Genomic DNA, 19,065 nt, shown 5'->3' on the forward strand with positions numbered 1-19,065 from the left:
CAGTCGACGTGGGCGTAGTGGCGGTTGGCCGTTTCGTACTCGACGTGGGCGGTGTTGATCGTGATGCCGCGCGCTTTTTCTTCGGGCGCCGCGTCAATTTGGTCGTAGCCCTTGGCTTCGCCGCCGAACTTGGATGCCAGAACGGTCGTGATCGCCGCCGTCAGCGTCGTCTTGCCATGGTCCACGTGGCCAATCGTGCCGACGTTGACGTGCGGCTTGGTCCGCTCAAATTTGCCTTTTGCCATTTTTTCAACTCCAGAAATTTATAAAGAGTTACAAAACCAGTTACCACTACAGCCAGCAACAGCGCTTCGTACGCCGCACCGACTCAAAATTTGGTGCCCTTTGCGGGAATCGGACCCGCGACCTCTCCCTTACCAAGGGAGTGCTCTACCACTGAGCCAAAAGGGCTGAACTCAAAACCACAATTGCAACCTGGCGCAAGATTCAAAAGCAGAACCATAAAGCAGCTTTATGGAGCGGGAGACGGGAATCGAACCCGCGTCATTAGCTTGGAAGGCTAGGGTTCTACCATTGAACTACTCCCGCGCAGCTCTGCCAATTCAACTCACACCAAAATCACTCACGACCCAAAACACGCTTTACGCGACTTTCTTGCGCCGCCCGCTTGCCAAAATCAAAACAAAATCTGGTGGATGAGGCTGGATTCGAACCAGCGTAGGCGTTAGCCAACAGATTTACAGTCTGCCCCCTTTAGCCACTCGGGCACCCATCCTTCAAGCGAACCTCGGATTATGCCACGGTTTTATGTCGGACGAAATGCCAAGGCATGGCAAAAAGCATTAAAAATGCTGCCGTATGCCTCGCCGGCGCATCTCCCGACCAAAGCTCCACCCCGGGATGCCTGTGGATACCGCGGAAAGCCCTCGAAAACCCGACATAACCCGGGTCTCGCCCCAGCCGCCAAGGCCTCACCGTATTCCCATGGCGGTTCCGGGCTTCGGGCATGATGTGGCAGCTTTCATCAATGCCAGAGTCAATCGCATGGATATTGCCGTCCCGGACACACCCCGCGCCAACGGCCAACCTGGATAACGTGAGACCGCCTACTCATGAGCACTGTCACCGTACCCGCACTTCCTTCCTCCCCCGCTGACCCGTCTTCCCTGCGCCGGGTCAACCTGGCTTTGCAAGGCGGCGGATCACACGGCGCATTCACCTGGGGCGTGCTGGATGCCCTGCTGGCGGACGAGCGCATCGAGTTTGACGGCATCAGCGGTGCCAGCGCCGGGGCGGTCAACGCCGTGGCGCTGGCACACGGATTCGCTACCGCCCCAAAAGACAATTCCCCCGAAAAAACCAGCGCCCGGGAGGCGGCACGTGCGTCGCTCAGCCGGGTCTGGCTGGGCATTGCCGCCATGGGGAGCCTCGGCTCCATGGCTGACAGCATCAGCAAGATGCTCATTGGGGGCTGGGTCGCCAATAAAGTGAGCGCAAACTTAATGAGTAGCGCAATGACTCAGTGGATGTCGCCATACCAGGCTAATCCGCTGGACATCAACCCTTTGCGCAAACTGCTGGAGGCAGAAATCGACTTTCGCGCCATTGCGGCCATGCACACAACCAAGGCGTTCGTGTCGGCGACCCACGTCACCACCGGCCGGGCAGAGATTTTTGCCGGCAAACGCCTGACTTTGCAGGCGGTGATGGCCTCCACCTGCCTGCCCACGCTGTTTCAGGCGGTCGAAATTGATGACCAGCACTATTGGGATGGCGGGTTTTCAAGCAATCCCTCGCTGCTGCCGCTCATCAGTGATTGCAGCAGCCGCGACATCATCGTTGTACAGATCAACCCCTTGCGGCGCCCCGAGATTCCCCACACGCCTCACGAGATCGCGGACCGGGTGAACGAACTGACCTTCAACGCCAGCCTGCTGTCCCAGATGCGCACCATCGACTTCATCAACCGCCTGCTGGCCGATGGCCGCTTGCAGGAGGGCGAAAAATACAAAAGCCTGCTGCTGCACCGCATCGACGGCGGCGAGGCGCTGGAAAGCCTGCCTTCATCCAGCAAGATGTCGGCCGATACGGCCATGATCGAAAAACTGTTTGAGATGGGCCAGGGCGCGGCCAAGCGCTGGCTGCGCCGCCATTTCGAGGCGCTGGGCCTGCAAAGCACGGTCAATATCCGGCGCGACTACGTGGGCAGCCTGCCGGCGGAGTTTTAGCCAGCCTTCAAAATTCAAGATTTTTTGGCTTTTCAGCAAGGCAGGACGAGCGCAAGCAGCTATTAAAACAATAGCAAATCAGGCCTTCGGGTGTGCGTCACGCCATTCGCGCGCCTGTGAAAAATGGCCGCAGCCAATAAAGGGCAAGGGCGGCCGCATGGCTGACAGCGGCGAAGGGTGGTTGGCCACCAGCACCTTGTGACGCTTCGCGTCAATCAACGCCCGCTTGCTCTGGGCATGTGCACCCCACAGCATGAACACCACAGGGTGGTCGCCCTCCGCTACCTGGCGGATCAGGGTGTCGGTCAATACTTCCCAGCCCTTGCCAGCGTGGCTGGCCGGTAACCCTTCCTCGACCGTCAGGCAGGTGTTGAGCAGCAGCACCCCATGTGTCGCCCACTTCACCAGGCTGCCGCCGGGCACCGGAAACTGGGGCGGCGGCGTACCGAGGTCGCGCTGCAGCTCCTTGAAAATGTTGCGCAGCGAGGGCGGCAGGGCCACGCCAGGCGCGACGGAGAACGCCAGCCCTTCGGCCTGCCCCAAGCCATGGTATGGATCCTGGCCGAGGATGACGACCCGCACCTCTTCGGGCGGCGTAAGCTCCAGCGCGCGCAAAGGCTGGGGCGGAAAGATCGTCGCATCTTCCGCCAGGCGGCCTCGCAAAAAACCCAACAACTTCTGGCCCGTCGGACTGCCAAAAAATGCATCGGTGGTCGGCCGCCAGCCGGGCGCTACCGGCCATGCGGCGGGGTCAGCAGTGGTAAGCCGGTTGGGCAAAGGCGCCTCCATGGCGTCAAGCAGCTGGTTCATGGCTTTACAGCCTATTTTTTACCGAACAATTGGGCCAGCGCAAGGCCGGGTTCTTCCGCGCGCATGAAGGCCTCGCCGACCAGGAATGCATTCACACCTGCCTGACGCATGCGCTGTACGTCCGCCGGCGTGGCAATGCCCGACTCGGTAATCAGCAGACGATCGGCCGGCACCCTGGCCAGCATGCCCAATGTGGCGTCCAGCGAGACCTCGAAAGTTTTGAGGTTGCGGTTGTTGATGCCGATCAGCGGCGTCTTGAGCTTGAGGGCACGCTCCAGTTCGGCTTCGTCGTGCACCTCGACCAGCACGGCCATGTCCAGCGACATGGCCAGCGCCTCAAGGGACTTCATCTGCGCGTCGTCCAGGCAGGCAGCAATCAGCAGGATGCAGTCCGCGCCCATCACGCGCGCTTCATACACCTGGTAGGGGTCGACCATGAAGTCCTTGCGCAGCACCGGCAGGCTGCAGGAAGCCCGCGCCTGCTTCAGGTAGTCGATGCTGCCCTGGAAGAACTGCTTGTCGGTCAGCACCGAAAGGCAGGCCGCGCTGATCTCGCCGTCGCCTTCGGCATAGCTTTGCGCGATGTCGGCCGGGATGAAGTCGGCGCGCAGCACGCCTTTGGACGGGCTGGCCTTCTTGATTTCGGCAATCACCGCGGGCTGGCCGGCAGCGATCTTCTGGCGCAGCGCACCCACAAAGTCACGCGTCAGGACACGCGATTCGGCATCTTCGCGCATCACGTCCAGCGGTTTGCGGCGGATGGCATCGGCAATTTCTTGGCGTTTGACGGCGATGATTTGGTTCAGGATATCGGACATGCCCCGATTTTGGCAGATGCGGCCAGACCGCCCGCAGGGGCCGCCTTGGGGGTGTTAGCGCAAACCCGCTACAACCGGACGCGTCCCGGCACTAGTATTTCCCTTCGCCCGCTTTGACTGCCCTTGCCTCACCGGGCTAGCGCACAAGGTGTACCTCCATCGGATAGCCATACACCCTCTCATGACCGCACTTACTGATGCCATTGAAGAAATTGTCCGTTCGGCCGGCGCCATGATGCGCGACGCCTTCAACGCGCCAGACAAGCCCGCCTACTCCCTCAAGGGCCGGCAGGACTACCTGACCGTCACCGACGGTGCGGTAGAACAGTATGTGCGCGCGGAGATCGAACGGCGCTTTCCGGGAGACGCCGTGCTGGGGGAAGAAGCAGGAGGAGAGACCGGCGGCGCAGCACGTCTCTGGATTGTTGACCCCGTGGATGGAACGGCGAATTTCGCCCGTGCGATTCCGCATTTCTGCATCTCCCTGGGACTGATGGTCAACGGCGAACTCGAAGCCGGCGCCATCTATGAGCCCATGCACGACGAGCTCTTCGTCGCGCAAAACGGCCACGGCGCATGGTGCAACGGCGTTCGGCTCCAGGTCAGCGAGCTGGCCGAGCTGGCCGCCTCCACGGTTGAAATCGGCTGGTCTTCGCGCCTGTCGCCAGACCCCTACCTCGCGCTGGTCAGCCAATGCATGCACGCAGGCTGCTCGGTACGCCGCGCGGGTTCCGGCGCGCTGGGGCTGGCCTATGTGGCTGCCGGGCGATGCGAAGCGTACGCCGAAGCCCATATCAATTCATGGGACGTCGCGGCCGGCCTGCTGCTGGTCCGGGAGGCCGGCGGCCGGATCAATGACTTCTGGGCTGCTGATGGACTGACCCACGGGAACGCGGTGCTGGCCACCAACGCCAGGCTTGCCTCGGAACTAAGCGTTTTAACGGGTATACCGCTGCGCTGACGGCTGCTAAGGTGGCTTCAACGCTGCACCCAGGCGCCATTGACGACATAAAGAAGGAGACACAGATGAAACAATTCACATTCAAATCACTTTTCCCGGGATTGATCCTGGCGGCCGCAGCGTGCGCAATGTCGTCCCCGGTCCGCGCAGCCGAAGAACTGGTGGTTTACTGCAACGTCCAGGAAGAATGGTGCCGGCCCATGGTGACCGCCTTCGAAAAGGCCACCGGCATCAAGGTGTCGATGACGCGCAAGAGCTCGGGGGAAACTTATGCCCAGATCAAGGCCGAGGCGGCCAACCCGCGTGGTGATGTGTGGTGGGGCGGCACGGGCGACCCGCATCTGCAGGCCGCCGAGGAAGGTTTGACCGAGTCCTACAAATCACCCAGGCTGGCCGACCTGCACCCCTGGGCAGTGAAGCAAGCCGAAGCCTCCAAGTACCGCACGGTCGGCGTTTATGCCGGCGCCCTGGGCTTCAGCTTCAATACCGTCGAGCTGGCCAAACGCAAATTGCCCGAACCCAAATGCTGGGCAGATCTCATCAAGCCGGAGTTCAAAGGGGAAGTCCAGGTCGCCAACCCCAACTCCTCTGGCACTTCCTACACGCTGCTCGCCACACTGGTTCAGATCATGGGCGAAGACAAGGCATTCGACTACCTGAAGGCCCTGCATCGCAACATCAACCAATACACCAAGTCAGGCGCTGCGCCGGCCCGTGCGGCAGCCACCGGCGAAAGCATGATCGGCATCACTTTCCTGCATGACGCCGTCACGCACGCCGTGGCAGGCGCGCCCCTGAAGGTGGTCGCGCCGTGCGAGGGTACGGGCTACGAGATCGGCAGCATGAGCATCATCAAGGGCGCCAAAAATCTGGCCAACGCCAAAAAATGGTACGACTGGGCCCTGACAGTTGAAGCGCAGGACATCGCCACGGTAGCGCATTCTTACCAGAACCCTTCGAATAAAAAAGCATCCTTGCCGCCGCAGGCGCCCAAGCTGGCCGACGTCAAGCTGATCGACTACAACTTCGCCAAGTATGGCGCCTCCGCCGAACGCTCGCGCCTGCTCGGCAAATGGGACAAGGACATCGGCGCACTGCCCAAGTGAGCGCAGGACACATCCCGCAACCCCATTGCACACTGATGAATCCCATCGCACCTTGACTACACCCATTGCAGTGACGGCCGCCGCCCCACGCGTTCGGGCTGATCCGCTGAGCTGGCTGCTGGCGGGGCTGGGCGTGGTAGCGGGCGTTCTGCTGATGCCGTGGACGCAGAGCTCGGCTTATGTTGCCGGCGGGTGCGTGCTGGCCGCCGTCGCAAGCGTGCTGGCAACACGCGCCGGGGCTTTCAAGAGCGATGCTGCCATTTCCGGCATCGTCTGCATCCTGTCGCTGCTGCTGGCCATTTTTGTCATCTACCCGATCGGGCGCATGCTGCTGGCGGCTTTCGTGGACGAACGGGGCAACTGGCTGATCCAGACCGCCGCCGCCCGGTTTTTCAGCGAGGACATCTGGGGCGCGGGCTGCATCGCCGGCAACGTCCGGTGCGGAGTGGCCATCAACTCCATCGTTCTGGCCACCCTTGCCGGCATTGGCAGCACGCTTTTCGGTTTCGCGCTGGCCCTGCTGGCCGAGCGGGGCGGCAGGCGTTTTCGCGGCAGCCTTCGCGTGCTGTCCATCCTGCCGGTCGTCACGCCGCCTTTTGTCATCGGCTTGGCCATCATCATCCTGTTCGGCCGAACCGGCATCGTGACCCAGCTGATGAGCGACTGGTTTGGCATTGCCCGGTCGCGCTGGATCTATGGCCTGCCCGGCGTGCTGCTGGCGCAAGTGGTGAGCTTCACGCCCCTGGCTTTCCTGTTGATCAGCGGTGCGTTGCGGCTCGTCAGCCCGACCCTTGAAGAAGCGGGCCAGGTGCTGAGGGGTTCGCCCTGGCATGTGTTCCGCACCGTGACCTGGCCGCTGGTGCGCCCCGCCATTGCCAATGCCTTCCTGCTGGGCTTTGTTGAAAGTCTGGCTGACTTTGCCAACCCGTTGGTGCTCTCCGGAAATTTCGAGGTACTGTCGACGAAAATTTTCTTCGCCATTGCCGGGGCACAGCACGACGCTTCGCGTGCGGCCATCCTCGCCGTCACGCTGCTGCTGCTGACGGTCGGCATCTTTGCACTGCAACAGCGCTGGATCGGCAAGGCCTCCTACACATCCGTGAGCGGAAAAGGCGACAGTGGCCTGCCCGCCGCGCTGCCCACGGGCGTCAAGTGGGGCGCACTGGCGCTGGTCCTTCCCTGGGGCGTGCTGACGGTGCTGTCGTACGGCATCATCCTGATTGGTGGTGTCGTCAAGGACATCGGTAGGTTCGACCTGACACCTTCGCTGCAGCACTTCGAGACCGGCTTTGGACTGAGCTGGGGCGCGGGTGGGCTGGTGTTTTCGGGCTCGGCGTGGAACAGCCTCTTCACCACGCTCGGCGTGGCGGCTGTTGCCGCACCCCTGACCACCGCGCTGGGCCTGCTGGGAGGCTATGTCGTGAGCCGCCACATCTTCAAGGGTCGGCGCGCCTTCGAGTTCCTGACCATGGTGAACTTCGCCGTGCCCGGCACCGTGATCGGCGTGGCCTACATCGTCGCCTTCAACGTGCCGCCGCTTGAATTCACCGGCACCTTCGCCATCATCGTGCTGTGTTTGGTGTTTCGCAACATGCCGGTGGGTGTGCGGGCCACGGTCTCGGCCCTGTCGCAGCTCGATCGTTCGCTCGACGAAGCCTCCGCCACGCTGCGCGCCAGCACATCGCGCACGTTCGCACGGGTCATCCTTCCGCTGCTGCGTCCCGCCATCATCGCCAGCCTGGTGTTCAGTTTTACGCACGCCATCACGGCCGTCAGTGCGGTGATTTTCCTGGCGACCGCCCAGCACAACCTTTCGACGGTCTATATCGCCGGGCGCGTCGAAGTCGGCGAGTACGCGCTCGCCATTGCCTATTCGTCGGTGCTTATCGTGATCATGCTGGCCTGCGTCCTTCTGATCCAGCGTTTCATCGGCAATGCGGAGCTGGGGCGGCGCGCGGTGTCCACCGCCTGAGCCTTTGCGTCATCGTCACATCTTTTTCGTCTCACTTATTTTTTAAGCAGGCCCTGCCATGAACCCGTCCCCCGCCGCAGTGGAGTTCCAAGGCGTCGTCAAACGTTTTGGCAAGGTGGTTGCGCTGCATCCGCTTGACCTCACCATCGACAAGGCAGAGCTGGTGACCCTGCTGGGGCCTTCCGGTTGCGGCAAGACAACACTGCTGCGGCTGATCGCGGGCCTCGAGCTACCTTCCGAGGGCGTGATCCGCATCGACGGCCGGGACGTGACCGGCAGCTCGGCCAACCAGCGCGATGTGAGCCTGGTTTTCCAGTCCTATGCGTTGTTCCCGCACATGAGTGCACTGGAGAACGTGTGCTACGGCCTGCTCGCATCCGGCATGAAAAAACCGCAGGCCATTGCCTTGGCCAAAACCAAAATGGAATTGCTCGGCATTGCCGACTACGCCGACAGGCTCTCGTCGGAGCTGTCCGGCGGGCAGCAGCAACGTGTGGCGGTGGCACGGTCACTGGTGCTGGAGCCGGCCGTACTGATGTTTGACGAGCCTTTGTCAAACCTGGACGCCAAGCTGCGCCGCAAGGTGCGCCAGGACATCCGCGACCTTCAGCAAAACCTGCAGCTCACCGTGGTTTACGTCACGCACGACCAGGAAGAGGCGCTGGCGGTGTCAGACCGCATTGTGGTCATGCAAAAGGGACGCATTGCGACGATGGGCGCGCCGCGCGATTTGTACGAGGCGCCCGTCTCAAGTTTTGTGGCGGACTTCATCGGCGACGCCAACCTGATCAACGGCGAGCTGGTCACAGTGCAAGGCCAGCATTTCTTCCGCGCTGACCAGGTTGATGTGCGGGTTGTCCCGCCGCCAGGCATGCCGGACGGCGCCGTGGCGCTGGCCATACGCCCACACCGCATCCGTATTGGCGAACTGGAAGCAAGTACGCTGACAGGAAAAGTCCTGCGGCAGGCTTACCTGGGCAGCCGGATCGAAAGCGTGGTGCTCACGCCGCTGGGTGAACTGCTGGTGTTCAGTGACGCCCTGCTGAGCGTGGCCGAACCCGGCAGCACGGTCGGCCTGCATTTCGCCGCAACCGACGCGCGCGTGACCGCACGGGAATAGGTAGCTGCGCAGCCATGCGCCGCCGGTAAGTCGTCAGGCGAGCTTCTGGCTGTGGCTCGCCAGTTGATCAAGCTTGGCCCTGGCCGCGCCGGACTCCAGCGCAGCGCGGGCCAGCACGATGCCGGCCTTCATCGAGTCAGCCACATTGGCCGCATACAAAGCCGCGCCGGCATTCAGGATCACGATATCGCGCGCTGCGCCCGGCTGGTTGTCCAGCACGCCCAGCAACATGGCCTTCGACTGCTCGGGCGTTTCCACGCGCAATGCGCGGTTGCTGGCCATGGGCATGTCGAAGTCTTCGGGGTGGATTTCATATTCGGTGATTTCGCCGTTCTTGAGCTCGCCGACCACGGTGGCCGCGCCCAGGCTGACCTCGTCCATGCCGTCCTTGCCGTAGACCACCAGCGCGTGCTCGGCGCCCAGGCGCTGTAAAGCGCGAACCTGGATACCGACCAGGTCCGAATGAAACACGCCCATCAGGATGTTGGGTGCACTGGCCGGGTTGGTCAGGGGGCCCAGGATATTGAAGATGGTGCGCACGCCGAGTTCCTTGCGGATGGGCGCAACGTTCTTCATGGCAGGATGGTGGTTGGGTGCGAACATGAAGCCCACGCCAACCTCGTCGATGCACTTCGCAATGGCCTCCGGCGACAGGCCGATATGGATGCCCAGCGACTCGATGACATCGGCGCTGCCCGACTTGCTGCTGACACTGCGCCCGCCGTGCTTGCTGACCTTGGCGCCGGCTGCCGCCGCCACAAACATGGAACAGGTCGAGATGTTGAAGGTGTGCGAGCCGTCACCACCGGTGCCGACGATGTCGACCAGATGGGTTTTGTCTGCCACATTGACCTTGGTCGAGAACTCGCGCATCACCTGTGCGGCGGCCGTGATCTCACCGATGGTTTCTTTCTTCACGCGCAGGCCGGTGATGAGCGCAGCCATCATGACGGGCGACATCTCGCCGCTCATGATCAGCCGCATGATGTGCAGCATCTCGTCGTGGAAGATTTCGCGGTGCTCGATGGTGCGCTGCAGGGCTTCCTGCGGTGTGATCTTGTGGGTATGGAGCATGACGCGTCTCGCTTCTTCGTTCTGGGGCTATAGGAAACCGGCTCAGTTGGCCGGATGATCGGTGAAGGCCAGCTTGAGGCCGAATGCGATGAACATGGCGCCGGCCGCGCGGTCCAGCCAGTGCATGCCGCGCTGCACGGCATCGCGCCGGGCCATCCATGCAGCCGCCAGGGCCCAGCCCGAATTGACCGGAATGGCGTTCAAATTGAACAGCACGCCCAACAACACAAAGGCCAGGGCCTTGTTGTCAGTGCCGGGCGCGATGAACTGCGGCACGAAGGCCAGGAAAAAAATCGCCACCTTGGGGTTCAGCACATTGGTCCAGAACCCTCCCATGAAGACGGCTTTCAGGCGCCGCTCCGGCTGGGCGGCAGCCGCCGCGGCGAGGTTGGTGGTGGCCTGCGGCGCCCTGGAAAACAAAATTTTCGCGCCTATCCACAGCAGGTACGCCGCGCCTATCCACTTGAGCACCGTAAATGCCATAGCCGAAGTCGCAAGCAAGGCACCGACACCCACGGCCGCCGCGAAGATGTGGACGAAGCAGCCAGCCGTAATGCCAAGGCCGGCAACAATGCCGGCGCGCGCGCCCGAGCGCAGTGAATTGGTCACGATGTAAAGCACGTCGGGGCCCGGTGTCAGGTTCAGCAGCCAGCCAGCCGCGATGAAAAGCAACAGGTGTTGAAAGTCAGGCATGGCCAAGTCCTTTCAGTTAAAAAACTGCCGGATGGCAGCGATGGCACGGTCCACGCCGGCGGTGTCCACGTCCAGATGGGTGACAAAACGCAGGCGGTACAGCCCGGTGGCCTCAATACCCTGGCCGGCCAGGTGCTTGAGCAAGGCAGCGGACCGGTCCCGCGCCGCGCCAGTCAGGTCGACAAACACGATGTTGGTCTGTGGCGCCTCTACCTGCAGGCCTTCAATGCCAGCCAGGCCGTCGGCCAGGTGTTTGGCCAGGGCGTGGTCCTGCGCAAGACGTCCGACATGGTGGTCCAGTGCATGCGACGCTGCTGCAGCCAGCATGCCCGCTTGCCGCATGCCACCGCCGGCCATCTTGCGGATGCGATGCGCCCGCGCGATGAATTCGCGCGAGCCGCAAAGGGCCGAACCCACCGGCGCGCCCAGGCCCTTGCTGAAGCAAACGGAAACGCTGTCAAAACAATCCGCAATGCGCCGCGCCTCCGTCAGCGGGTTGCTGCCCGTTTGCGCAGCTTGCGCTACGGCTGCGTTGAACAACCTTGCGCCGTCCAGATGGCGAGCCAGGCCGTGTTTTTTTGCCAGCGCAGTTGCCTGCTGCACATAGTCAAACGGCAGCAGCTTGCCGCCCAATGTGTTCTCGAGCGCCAGCATCCGGGTGCGCGCGAAGTGCGCGTCGTCGGGCTTGATCGCTGCCTCGATCTCGGCAAGCGCCAGCGTGCCATCCGTGTGATGGTTCAACGGCTGTGGCTGCACGCTGCCAAACACCGCCGCGCCGCCGCCTTCCCAGCGATAGCAGTGCGCCATCTGGCCGACGATGTATTCGTCACCGCGCTGGCAGTGGCTCAGGATTCCGCAGAGATTGCTCTGCGTGCCGGTGGGCACGAAGAGCGCGGCCTCAAAGCCCAGCAATCCGGCAATCTTTTCCTGCAGCGCATTGACGGCCGGGTCATCGCCGAACACATCGTCGCCCAGCGGCGCCGCCAGCATGGCCTCACGCATGGCGGCCGTGGGCCGGGTGACGGTATCGCTGCGCAGGTCCACGGCTCTTTTATCGATCATTTCGGCCTCCAGGGCAATAAGAACGGGCGCAAGCAGCTATTAAAACAATAGCAACGCAGGTCATGCTGTTTGCTCCAGAAAGTTCTTCAGCATGGCGTGGCCGTGCTCGGTGAGGATGGATTCCGGATGGAACTGCACACCCTGGATCGGCAGCTCCTTGTGGCGCACACCCATGATCTCGCCGTCGTCGGTTCGCGCCGTGACGGCCAGTACGTCGGGACACGATTCTTTTTCGATCGCCAGCGAGTGGTAGCGGTTCACCACAAACTGCTCAGGCAGCCCGGCGAACACGCCCTGCTGCGTCGTAGTGATGACGCTGGTCTTGCCGTGCATGAGCTGCTGGGCGCGCACGATCTTGCCGCCAAAAGCGGCACCTATGGCCTGGTGGCCCAGGCAGACGCCCAGAATCGGGAGCTTGCCGGCGAAATACTGGATCGCCGCCACCGAAATACCGGCTTCGGCCGGCGAGCAAGGGCCGGGAGACACCACCAGCACGTCAGGAGCGCGCGCAGCGATTTCGGTCACCGTGATCTCGTCATTGCGAAACACTTCGACCTCGGCACCGAGCTCGCCAAAATACTGGACGATGTTGTAGGTGAAGCTGTCGTAGTTGTCGATCATCAGGAGTTTGGTGCGCTTCATGGTCAGTCTCCCTGGCGCAGGCGTGTGAACTCGCCGCGCTCAAAATCAATGGACGCAGCAATCATGGCGCGGTAGGTCGCTTCCATGACGGCCTCGGGGGCACCGGCCGCACGGGCCTGTGCACGCACACGATCAACGATGAACTCGATGCGTGCGTTGTCGACAATCTGGCTGGCGCTTTGCTTGATGCGCGCGGCCTGCGCCACATAGGCGCTGCGCTCGGCGATCAGCGGCGCGATGCGGTCGTCCAGCGCATCGATGTGGCGGCGCACATCGGCCATGGTGTCGCAGTGCTCAATGGCGGGATGGGACAGCGTGCTCATTCCAGGCCCTCCTCCACCAGCTCGGACGCCCGCAGCAGCGCGCGCGCCTTGGCTTCGGTTTCCATCCATTCGAGTTCGGCCACGGAATCGGCCACCACACCGGCAGCCGCCTGCACATACAGCGTCTGGTCCTTGATGATGCCCGTGCGGATGGCGATCGCCACATCCATGTCGCCTGCATAGCTGAGGTAGCCGCAGGCGCCGCCGTAGAGGCCCCGCTTGGTCGGCTCGAGCTGGTCGATCAGCTCCATGGCATGGACCTTGGGCGCGCCGGTGAGCGTGCCTGCCGGGAAGGTGGCCTTGAGCACGTCCATGCTCGACATGCCGTCAAGCAGCGTGCCCTCTACATTGCTGACGATGTGCATCACGTGGCTGTAGCGCTCGACAGCGAAGGCTTCGGTAACCTTCACCGTACCGGTTTTGGCGATGCGGCCAATATCGTTGCGCGCCAGGTCAATCAGCATCACGTGCTCGGCACGCTCTTTGGGGTCGTTTACCAGTTCGTGCTCCACGGCCTTGTCGGCCTCCGGCGAAGAGGCGCGGGGCCGCGTGCCCGCCAATGGCCGGATGGTGATTTTCTGCCCGTCGTCGATTTTTTCCTGGCGCACCAGAATTTCGGGAGACGCCCCCACGACATGGAAGTCTCCGAAGTGGTAGTAGTACATGTAAGGCGAGGGGTTCAGTGAACGCAGTGCGCGGTACAGGCTCAGCGGCGACTCGGTGTAGCGCTTCTTGATGCGCTGGCCGACCTGCACCTGCATGAAGTCGCCCGCCTCGATCAACCGCTTGGCACGTTCCACGGCGGCGATGTAGTCTGCCTTGGCAAAATCGCGCTCGGCCGGATAACTCTGCGACGGTTTCACCACCGGTGCGCTGACGGAATACTTCAGCTGGTCCTTGAGCTCGCGCAGGCGCTTTTTGGCATTGGCATACGCCTCCGGCCGCGCCGGGTCGGCATAAACAATCAGGTAAAGCTTGCCCGACAGGTTGTCGATCACGGCGAGTTCTTCACACTGCAGCAAAAGAATGTCGGGGCAGCCCAGTGTGTCCGGCGGACAGGAGGCCTCGAGTTTCTTTTCGACGTAACGCACGGTGTCGTAGCCGAAGTACCCCGCCAGGCCACCGCAAAAGCGCGGCAGGCCGGGCCGCAGGGCGACCTTGAAACGCTTTTGGTAGTCGCTGATGAAGTCCAGCGGATTGGCTTTGGAGGTTTCCACAACCTTGCCGTCCGTCACCACTTCGGTCAGGGTATCTGGCCCAAAACCGGATGCCCGCACCAGCGTTCGCGCGGGAAGGCCGATAAAACTGTAGCGGCCGAACCGCTCGCCCCCCACCACCGACTCCAGCAGGAAGCTGAACTTGCCGCCGTCTCTGGAATGCGCAAGCTTGAGATAAAGGGAAAGAGGTGTTTCGAGGTCGGCAAATGCCTCGACCATCAAGGGAATGCGGTTGTAGCCCTGGCCGGCCAGGCTTTTAAATTCGAGTTCTGTGATCACGGTGAGTCCTTCGCAAGGAGGCAACGCGCTCAAAGGCGTAGCCACCTGTTGTCATTCAAAATTCCCCGGGGGATGGGGCCGGGATGCGCTTGCTGGGTGCAAGGGCGCATCAGGAAGAAAAGGGGATGTCGCAGAGCCGGCGGCAGTGGGGCGGACGGGCAGAGGGCAAACTGGCTGGGATGTCAGGTTGCAGGCCCGCATGCGCCTCAGGCGTGCGAGAAATGACAGGTACGCCAGGGCCAGGCCCCCCGGTCTCCACAACCTGTCTGAATGATGCGATGAATGAACATGAGAGGCAAAGTGTAGCAAACAGCAGCGATCCCCGGCCGAACCCCCAGTCACTCTTGGTAAACATACAACAACGTGTAGTAATGCTTACCCCGCCCCCCTCGGAAACCCTCTTGTAAGGCCTGGTAACCAAACCCAGAATAGCCTTATAAAAAAGAACGTTCGTTCTATTCCAACCATCCTTTGGAGACAATTCATGACTTTGACAACGCGATGCATTGCAGGCTTGGCCGGCTTGGCACTTTCCTTCGGCGTCCTTGCCGCGCCGATGGAAGTTTCGGGCGTCAAGCTCGACGACCCGGTAGAGGTCCACGGCACCAAGCTGCAGCTCAATGGAGCCGGCATTCGCTATAAGGCGGTGTTCAAGGTCTATGTGGCCGCGATGTACTTGCCCAAAAAGGCCGCCACCCCGGAAGAGGTCTACGCCATGCCCGGCCCCAAGCGCATCAGCATCACCCTGCTACGCGACATCGACTCCAACGAGCTGGGTAAGGGCTTTACCACCGCCTTCACAGAAAACACCCCAAAGGGCGAAATGTCCAAGCTGATCCCCGGCCTCATCAGGATGGGCCAGCTCTTTGCCGACCAGAAAAAGCTGGTGGCCGGCGAAGGCTTCACCATCGACTGGATCCCCGGCACCGGCACCGTCATCTCCGTCAAAGGCAAACCGCAAGGCGAGCCCTTCAAGGAGGTCGAGTTCTTTAACGCCCTGGTGCGCATCTGGCTGGGCCCCCAGCCCGCCGACTGGAAGCTCAGAGACGCGATGCTCGGCAAGCCGAACTGAGGCAACCTGCCAGCTTCGGCCGACTTCACGCACTCAACGGGGCGCACGCCCCGTTGCCGTTTCTGCGGGGCTACTTCTGCGCGGCCAGTTTTGCGGGTATACCTTCTGCAAGCGACCCCAGCGAATCCAGAAACCCGTCGGCATCCACATCGCGCACCGGTTCACCGTGGTTATACCCATAGGTCACCAGCAATACCGGACAACCGGCCGCCCTGGCGGCGCGCGCATCGTTGCTGGAGTCGCCGATCATCAGCGTGCGGGCAGGCGAAGTGCCGAGGCATTCGCAGGTTCTCAGCAAGGGCAGCGGGTCGGGCTTTTTGCGCTCGAATGAATCCCCGCCAAAAACCTGGGCAAAAAAACCGTCGAGGCCTTTGAGCTTGAGCAGTTCGCGGGCAAACGCCAGGGGCTTGTTGGTCAGGCAGGCGAGCTGCAGTCCAGCCTGCTGCAACACATGCAAGCCTTCCAGGACACCCGGATAAACCGCAGAGTGCCTGCCATTGATGCTGGTGTAATGCCGCTGGTAAGCGGCATAGGCCGTATCGTAATTCGCTATTAAATCGATAGCTGGCCGCGCAATGTCCATCTTGGCCTGGACATATTTCAGCGTGGTCTTGACGAGATGCTCCGAGCCTTTTCCAACCATACGCTCCACTGCTGCAGCATCAAGCCCGAACGCCGGCGGGTGGCCCGGCAGCATTTCGGCCAGCATCAGGTTGAGGGCAACCACAAAGTCGCCCAGGGTATCGACCATGGTGCCGTCCAGGTCGATGATGGCAGCGTCAAAACGGTCGTTGTCAAAAATCATGAGAGTTCAATACAAGGCAGTAGCGCTCAAAACAGATAGCGGCCCGAACTGATGATACGGGTGGATCATTCCTGGCACAGGAACTCCCCCAAGACCAGTCACCGCCAGTACCTCATCGGGTTGATCTTAAAGGCAGATAGCCTGTTGCCTTCTGCAGCCGTGACTCCTGGCCGATCCTGCCATATGGCGGCAACAGTGGGCCGCGCACAGGCATGCTGAACGGCATGCCGATGAACCAGAGAACTATCGGGAATAAAAAAACGGCGCACCACTTTCGCAGTGCGCCGCTTCGGCTCTGAACTCAATTCAGCCTGGATCCCTTGGGCAGCCGGGCGGCCAGCCACTCGTGGACGTCGGCCCGTACATTGCGGCCGCGCAGCAAAAAGTCTTCCCACAGCGACGGAACGTAAGGCAGGTAGACCAGCGGCATTCCAGCCTGCTCGGGGGTTCGGGCGCCTTTGCGCGCGTTGCACAAACGGCATGCGCTGACCAGGTTGGTCCAGCTGTAGGCTCCACCCTTGCTGTCGGGGATGATGTGCTCCGCCTCGAGATCTTTCTCGAGGAAGATCTGAGCGCAGTAGGCGCAGGTGCAGCGGTCCCGGCGCAACAGCTTGGGTTTCGATACGGCCGGCGTGACCTCAAACAGGTTGCGCCGCGGCGAACCGCGCAGGGCAATGATGGGCTGAATGACCATCAGCGATTGCCGGCCATGCGCCACGTTCCACCCGCCGCGGAGCGTAACGAGGGGGCTCTCGCCCTCCTCCCACGCCACAGTGCCGGTGGCATAGTGCAACGCCGCATCTTCAGCCGTGATCCAGGCCTGGGGCGTCCCCTGGATGTCGAGCTGCAGAACGTGATGCATCGTGGCCTCCTGTAAGGTGAAAAGAATGAAGTTGGTAGCTCTTGAGAGGATCGAACTCCCGACCATCGCCTTGTAAGGGCGCTGCTCTACCTGCTGAGCTAAAGAGCTGAAAAACCGAAGAGCTGAATGACGAGTGGTGCGGGCAGAGAATTTCGAAATCTCGACCTACCGGTTAAAAGCCGGTTGCTCTTCCTCTGAGCTATGCCCGCAGGGGGGTGGGGTGCAAGACCGGACTCGAACCGGTGACCCGCGGGGTCACATCCCGCTGCGCTGCCAACTGCGCCACTTGCACCAGAAAAAATAAAATTGGTAGCCGCAGCTGGCATCGAACCAGCGACCTGTGCCTTATCAAGGCACTGCTCTACCACTGAGCTATGCGGCTATGAAGAAAAAATTGGCTCCACGACCTGGGGTCGAACCAGGGACGACGCGATTAACAGTCGCGCGCTCTACCAGCTGAGCTATCGTGGAATAACGGAATAAGGAGGAGAAAATCGGGTGTGCTCACCACTCGCCGCATTCGCGGACGCGCTGATCCAGGTCGCGCTCATCTCGTGCCTGTCCTCGCTTCTGCGGGGCGTAATGATGCCGCGGGCTACCGGCGGCAATGATGCTTCTCAGCAGAGTGCGAACAATGCGTTTGCGGCGTTTGGCCGCCCTCGTGGAGGCCGCTGTGTTTCTGGCTGTCATGGCAAATCTCCTTAAGGTTGGTTGGAAAGAGGAATGTGGCGCGCCCGGACCGATTCGAACGGCCGGCAACCGGGGTAGAAGCCCGGCGCTCTGTCCTGGCTGAGCTACAGGCGCTGAAAGCAATGAGATGGAGGCGGTGGTCAGATTCGAACTGACGCGCGCTGACGCAGGCGGATTTGCAATCCGCTCCCTTCGACCACTGGGGTACACCGCCGAAAATCGTTGGCGGGCGCGAGAAGAATCGAACTTCTAACCTTCGGCTTTGGAGGCCGCTGCTCTGCCTGGTTGAGCTACACACCCGTGAAAATCCGAAAAAAATGGTGCCCCAGGCCGGCGTCGAACCGGCATGCCCGAAAGCGCTGGCTTCTGAGGCCAGTGTGTCTTCCCATTCCACCACCGGGGCTGAAAACTGTTCTGGTGCTCAAGGGGAGATTCGAACTCCCAAAGGTCCTGGTTTTGAAGCAGGTGCGTCTTCCAATTCCGCCACTTGAGCATTGATCTGCTTTGATCTGGTGTCACGATCCGCGCGCGAACCGGCGCATGGGTCCTATCCCCGCTCCATTAACTGAGGTAACGCGGCATAAATAGTGGCGGCCTGTACGGGAATCGAACCCGTGACCACATCCTCGACAGGGAAGTGCTCTACCAGCTGAGCTAACAGACCAAAAAAGAAGAAGAAAACGAAATGAAGATGGTCCGTGTAGCAGGTCTCGAACCTGCGACCTCATGCTCCCAAAGCACGCGCGCTACCAACTGCGCCACACACGGATTGAGTGAAAACTGAATGGCCTCGCGTGAAAGATTTGAACTTCCGACCCTCTGCTTCGTAGGCAGATGCTCTGATTCCGGACTGAGCTAACGCGAGAAAAATTTGTTGAGGCTATGGCTGGTGCACGCAGGCAGACTCGAACTGCCGGCCTCGACCTTCGGAGGATCGCGCTCTGAATCCAGCTGAGCTATGCGCGCAAATGACCTGGTGATGCGGGTGGTGGTTGCAGTTGGGACCGAGCCAACGACCGGCGGGTTATGAGCCCGCTGCTCTACCACTGAGCTATGCAACCCGAAAAAAAATGGCAGGCCGTGATGGATTCGAACCACCGAAATGTCGGGATCAAAACCCGATGCCTTGGACCAGCTTGGCGAACGGCCCATCAAACAGATGGCGGAAAGAGATGGCGGAAGATAGGGGATTCGATGCCATGAGCCCACTTTCATGTTCTCTCGCTTGGCAAGCGAGTGCCTTGAACCTCTAGGCCAATCTTTCAAAAAAATTTCCGGTTACGAGTTCCGGTGCCCCCCAATCTTTGAGGCCGGTTTCCGCACTACGCTCTTGCGAGCACTGCGCTTCTTTACTGAACAGCTGGCAACCA

18 protein-coding genes and 20 tRNA genes are annotated in these 19,065 nt (G+C 61.4%); 6 read left to right on the forward strand and 32 right to left on the reverse strand.

What is annotated here, in order from left to right; genetic code table 11:
- The 4 genes from AC1D11_RS17090 to AC1D11_RS17105 all read right to left on the reverse strand — a co-directional run.
- On the reverse strand, window positions 1-245 hold a 245-nt coding region (locus AC1D11_RS17090), incomplete at its 3' end, for a GTP-binding protein (RefSeq protein WP_477650650.1).
- A 91-nt stretch (window positions 246-336) separates the two neighbouring features.
- Window positions 337-411 (reverse strand) — tRNA-Thr (locus AC1D11_RS17095).
- 64 nt (window positions 412-475) lie between these two features.
- Window positions 476-549: transfer RNA gene (locus AC1D11_RS17100), tRNA-Gly, on the reverse strand.
- Window positions 550-650: 101 nt separating this feature from the next.
- Window positions 651-736: transfer RNA gene (locus AC1D11_RS17105), tRNA-Tyr, on the reverse strand.
- Between the two features lie 337 nt (window positions 737-1,073).
- Here AC1D11_RS17105 and AC1D11_RS17110 point away from each other — a divergent pair.
- Window positions 1,074-2,189 (forward strand): patatin-like phospholipase family protein, encoded by a 1,116-nt coding sequence (locus AC1D11_RS17110; RefSeq protein WP_477647106.1) that lies wholly within the window; start codon window positions 1,074-1,076, stop codon window positions 2,187-2,189.
- A gap of 78 nt (window positions 2,190-2,267) precedes the next feature.
- Here AC1D11_RS17110 and AC1D11_RS17115 read toward each other — a convergent pair whose 3' ends face one another.
- Window positions 2,268-2,999 carry a uracil-DNA glycosylase gene (locus tag AC1D11_RS17115; RefSeq protein WP_477647107.1) on the reverse strand — a complete coding sequence of 244 codons (732 nt, stop codon included), beginning with the start codon at window positions 2,997-2,999 and terminating at the stop codon, window positions 2,268-2,270.
- Window positions 3,000-3,010: 11 nt separating this feature from the next.
- The gene (gene trpC / locus AC1D11_RS17120) at window positions 3,011-3,817 is read right to left on the reverse strand and encodes an indole-3-glycerol phosphate synthase TrpC (protein WP_477647108.1); all 807 of its coding nucleotides are present in this window, start codon (window positions 3,815-3,817) and stop codon (window positions 3,011-3,013) included.
- A 181-nt stretch (window positions 3,818-3,998) separates the two neighbouring features.
- On the opposite strand from trpC, the gene AC1D11_RS17125 reads away from it, so the two are divergent.
- The 4 genes from AC1D11_RS17125 (at window position 3,999) to AC1D11_RS17140 (ending at window position 8,976) form a co-directional block, all read left to right on the forward strand.
- On the forward strand, window positions 3,999-4,778 hold the full coding sequence (locus AC1D11_RS17125; protein WP_477647109.1) for an inositol monophosphatase family protein: 780 nt from the start codon (window positions 3,999-4,001) through the stop codon (window positions 4,776-4,778).
- Between the two features lie 65 nt (window positions 4,779-4,843).
- Window positions 4,844-5,884 (forward strand): ABC transporter substrate-binding protein, encoded by a 1,041-nt coding sequence (locus tag AC1D11_RS17130; RefSeq protein WP_477647110.1) that lies wholly within the window; start codon window positions 4,844-4,846, stop codon window positions 5,882-5,884.
- Between the two features lie 52 nt (window positions 5,885-5,936).
- Window positions 5,937-7,856 (forward strand): ABC transporter permease, encoded by a 1,920-nt coding sequence (locus tag AC1D11_RS17135; protein ID WP_477647111.1) that lies wholly within the window; start codon window positions 5,937-5,939, stop codon window positions 7,854-7,856.
- A 58-nt stretch (window positions 7,857-7,914) separates the two neighbouring features.
- Window positions 7,915-8,976: an ABC transporter ATP-binding protein gene (locus AC1D11_RS17140; RefSeq protein ID WP_477647112.1), complete on the forward strand. Its 1,062-nt coding sequence runs from the start codon at window positions 7,915-7,917 to the stop codon at window positions 8,974-8,976.
- Between the two features lie 33 nt (window positions 8,977-9,009).
- On the opposite strand, the gene trpD is transcribed toward AC1D11_RS17140, so the two are convergent.
- The 6 genes from trpD to trpE are packed head-to-tail and all read right to left on the reverse strand — an operon-like array spanning window position 9,010 to window position 14,266.
- Window positions 9,010-10,050 (reverse strand): anthranilate phosphoribosyltransferase, encoded by a 1,041-nt coding sequence (gene trpD, locus AC1D11_RS17145; protein ID WP_477647113.1) that lies wholly within the window; start codon window positions 10,048-10,050, stop codon window positions 9,010-9,012.
- Between the two features lie 42 nt (window positions 10,051-10,092).
- Window positions 10,093-10,743 carry a LysE family translocator gene (locus AC1D11_RS17150; protein ID WP_477647114.1) on the reverse strand — a complete coding sequence of 217 codons (651 nt, stop codon included), beginning with the start codon at window positions 10,741-10,743 and terminating at the stop codon, window positions 10,093-10,095.
- 12 nt (window positions 10,744-10,755) lie between these two features.
- A complete protein-coding gene (ltaE, locus tag AC1D11_RS17155) occupies window positions 10,756-11,805 on the reverse strand; it encodes a low-specificity L-threonine aldolase (RefSeq protein ID WP_477647115.1) in 1,050 nt (349 codons plus the stop codon).
- 60 nt (window positions 11,806-11,865) lie between these two features.
- On the reverse strand, window positions 11,866-12,447 hold the full coding sequence (locus AC1D11_RS17160; protein ID WP_477647116.1) for an aminodeoxychorismate/anthranilate synthase component II: 582 nt from the start codon (window positions 12,445-12,447) through the stop codon (window positions 11,866-11,868).
- A gap of 2 nt (window positions 12,448-12,449) precedes the next feature.
- On the reverse strand, window positions 12,450-12,770 hold the full coding sequence (locus AC1D11_RS17165; RefSeq protein WP_477647117.1) for a chorismate mutase: 321 nt from the start codon (window positions 12,768-12,770) through the stop codon (window positions 12,450-12,452).
- Window positions 12,767-14,266, reverse strand: coding sequence for an anthranilate synthase component I (trpE, locus tag AC1D11_RS17170; protein WP_477647118.1), 1,500 nt, complete (start codon window positions 14,264-14,266; stop codon window positions 12,767-12,769). Before trpE ends, AC1D11_RS17165 begins: the two co-directional genes overlap by 4 nt.
- A gap of 484 nt (window positions 14,267-14,750) precedes the next feature.
- On the opposite strand from trpE, the gene AC1D11_RS17175 reads away from it, so the two are divergent.
- Window positions 14,751-15,338 carry a chalcone isomerase family protein gene (locus AC1D11_RS17175; protein ID WP_477647119.1) on the forward strand — a complete coding sequence of 196 codons (588 nt, stop codon included), beginning with the start codon at window positions 14,751-14,753 and terminating at the stop codon, window positions 15,336-15,338.
- 70 nt (window positions 15,339-15,408) lie between these two features.
- Here the strand turns inward: AC1D11_RS17175 and gph are convergent, their stop codons facing one another.
- The 20 genes from gph to AC1D11_RS17275 all read right to left on the reverse strand — a co-directional run bounded on the left by gph (window position 15,409) and on the right by AC1D11_RS17275 (window position 18,959).
- Window positions 15,409-16,143, reverse strand: coding sequence for a phosphoglycolate phosphatase (gene gph, locus AC1D11_RS17180; protein ID WP_477647120.1), 735 nt, complete (start codon window positions 16,141-16,143; stop codon window positions 15,409-15,411).
- Between the two features lie 301 nt (window positions 16,144-16,444).
- Window positions 16,445-17,005, reverse strand: coding sequence for an HNH endonuclease (locus AC1D11_RS17185; protein WP_477647121.1), 561 nt, complete (start codon window positions 17,003-17,005; stop codon window positions 16,445-16,447).
- 32 nt (window positions 17,006-17,037) lie between these two features.
- Window positions 17,038-17,113, reverse strand: a tRNA-Val gene (locus AC1D11_RS17190).
- 26 nt (window positions 17,114-17,139) lie between these two features.
- Window positions 17,140-17,214 (reverse strand) — tRNA-Lys (locus tag AC1D11_RS17195).
- Window positions 17,215-17,221: 7 nt separating this feature from the next.
- Window positions 17,222-17,297: transfer RNA gene (locus tag AC1D11_RS17200), tRNA-His, on the reverse strand.
- 15 nt (window positions 17,298-17,312) lie between these two features.
- Window positions 17,313-17,387 (reverse strand) — tRNA-Ile (locus AC1D11_RS17205).
- A gap of 13 nt (window positions 17,388-17,400) precedes the next feature.
- Window positions 17,401-17,476: transfer RNA gene (locus tag AC1D11_RS17210), tRNA-Asn, on the reverse strand.
- Between the two features lie 33 nt (window positions 17,477-17,509).
- Entirely contained in the window at window positions 17,510-17,695 is a 186-nt protein-coding gene (locus AC1D11_RS17215; protein WP_477647122.1) for a hypothetical protein, read from the reverse strand.
- A gap of 36 nt (window positions 17,696-17,731) precedes the next feature.
- Window positions 17,732-17,809 (reverse strand) — tRNA-Arg (locus AC1D11_RS17220).
- A 14-nt stretch (window positions 17,810-17,823) separates the two neighbouring features.
- Window positions 17,824-17,909, reverse strand: a tRNA-Cys gene (locus AC1D11_RS17225).
- A 9-nt stretch (window positions 17,910-17,918) separates the two neighbouring features.
- Window positions 17,919-17,995: transfer RNA gene (locus tag AC1D11_RS17230), tRNA-Trp, on the reverse strand.
- An 18-nt stretch (window positions 17,996-18,013) separates the two neighbouring features.
- A tRNA-Leu gene (locus tag AC1D11_RS17235) sits at window positions 18,014-18,098 on the reverse strand.
- 12 nt (window positions 18,099-18,110) lie between these two features.
- Window positions 18,111-18,188 (reverse strand) — tRNA-Leu (locus AC1D11_RS17240).
- A 95-nt stretch (window positions 18,189-18,283) separates the two neighbouring features.
- A tRNA-Asp gene (locus AC1D11_RS17245) sits at window positions 18,284-18,359 on the reverse strand.
- Between the two features lie 28 nt (window positions 18,360-18,387).
- Window positions 18,388-18,463 (reverse strand) — tRNA-Pro (locus AC1D11_RS17250).
- A gap of 17 nt (window positions 18,464-18,480) precedes the next feature.
- Window positions 18,481-18,560: transfer RNA gene (locus AC1D11_RS17255), tRNA-Arg, on the reverse strand.
- 22 nt (window positions 18,561-18,582) lie between these two features.
- Window positions 18,583-18,661: transfer RNA gene (locus tag AC1D11_RS17260), tRNA-Arg, on the reverse strand.
- 20 nt (window positions 18,662-18,681) lie between these two features.
- Window positions 18,682-18,756, reverse strand: a tRNA-Ile gene (locus AC1D11_RS17265).
- 10 nt (window positions 18,757-18,766) lie between these two features.
- Window positions 18,767-18,845 (reverse strand) — tRNA-Gln (locus AC1D11_RS17270).
- A 23-nt stretch (window positions 18,846-18,868) separates the two neighbouring features.
- Window positions 18,869-18,959: transfer RNA gene (locus AC1D11_RS17275), tRNA-Gly, on the reverse strand.
- Window positions 18,960-19,065: the final 106 nt, after the last annotated feature.

The organism is Polaromonas sp. P1_E11 (assembly GCF_056405995.1).

Bases quoted from the DNA above. Each gene is read 5' to 3' on its own strand.
- ltaE (WP_477647115.1), bottom strand. From the start codon at position 11,805: ATGATCGATAAAAGAGCCGTGGACCTGCGCAGCGATACCGTCACCCGG.
- AC1D11_RS17160 (WP_477647116.1), bottom strand. From the start codon at position 12,447: ATGAAGCGCACCAAACTCCTGATGATCGACAACTACGACAGCTTCACC.
- AC1D11_RS17110 (WP_477647106.1), top strand. From the start codon at position 1,074: ATGAGCACTGTCACCGTACCCGCACTTCCTTCCTCCCCCGCTGACCCG.
- AC1D11_RS17185 (WP_477647121.1), bottom strand. From the start codon at position 17,005: ATGCATCACGTTCTGCAGCTCGACATCCAGGGGACGCCCCAGGCCTGG.
- AC1D11_RS17140 (WP_477647112.1), top strand. From the start codon at position 7,915: ATGAACCCGTCCCCCGCCGCAGTGGAGTTCCAAGGCGTCGTCAAACGT.
- AC1D11_RS17125 (WP_477647109.1), top strand. From the start codon at position 3,999: ATGACCGCACTTACTGATGCCATTGAAGAAATTGTCCGTTCGGCCGGC.
- AC1D11_RS17165 (WP_477647117.1), bottom strand. From the start codon at position 12,770: ATGAGCACGCTGTCCCATCCCGCCATTGAGCACTGCGACACCATGGCC.
- trpC (WP_477647108.1), bottom strand. From the start codon at position 3,817: ATGTCCGATATCCTGAACCAAATCATCGCCGTCAAACGCCAAGAAATT.
- AC1D11_RS17175 (WP_477647119.1), top strand. From the start codon at position 14,751: ATGACTTTGACAACGCGATGCATTGCAGGCTTGGCCGGCTTGGCACTT.
- AC1D11_RS17150 (WP_477647114.1), bottom strand. From the start codon at position 10,743: ATGCCTGACTTTCAACACCTGTTGCTTTTCATCGCGGCTGGCTGGCTG.
- AC1D11_RS17130 (WP_477647110.1), top strand. From the start codon at position 4,844: ATGAAACAATTCACATTCAAATCACTTTTCCCGGGATTGATCCTGGCG.
- gph (WP_477647120.1), bottom strand. From the start codon at position 16,143: ATGATTTTTGACAACGACCGTTTTGACGCTGCCATCATCGACCTGGAC.
- trpD (WP_477647113.1), bottom strand. From the start codon at position 10,050: ATGCTCCATACCCACAAGATCACACCGCAGGAAGCCCTGCAGCGCACC.
- AC1D11_RS17115 (WP_477647107.1), bottom strand. From the start codon at position 2,999: ATGAACCAGCTGCTTGACGCCATGGAGGCGCCTTTGCCCAACCGGCTT.
- AC1D11_RS17215 (WP_477647122.1), bottom strand. From the start codon at position 17,695: ATGACAGCCAGAAACACAGCGGCCTCCACGAGGGCGGCCAAACGCCGC.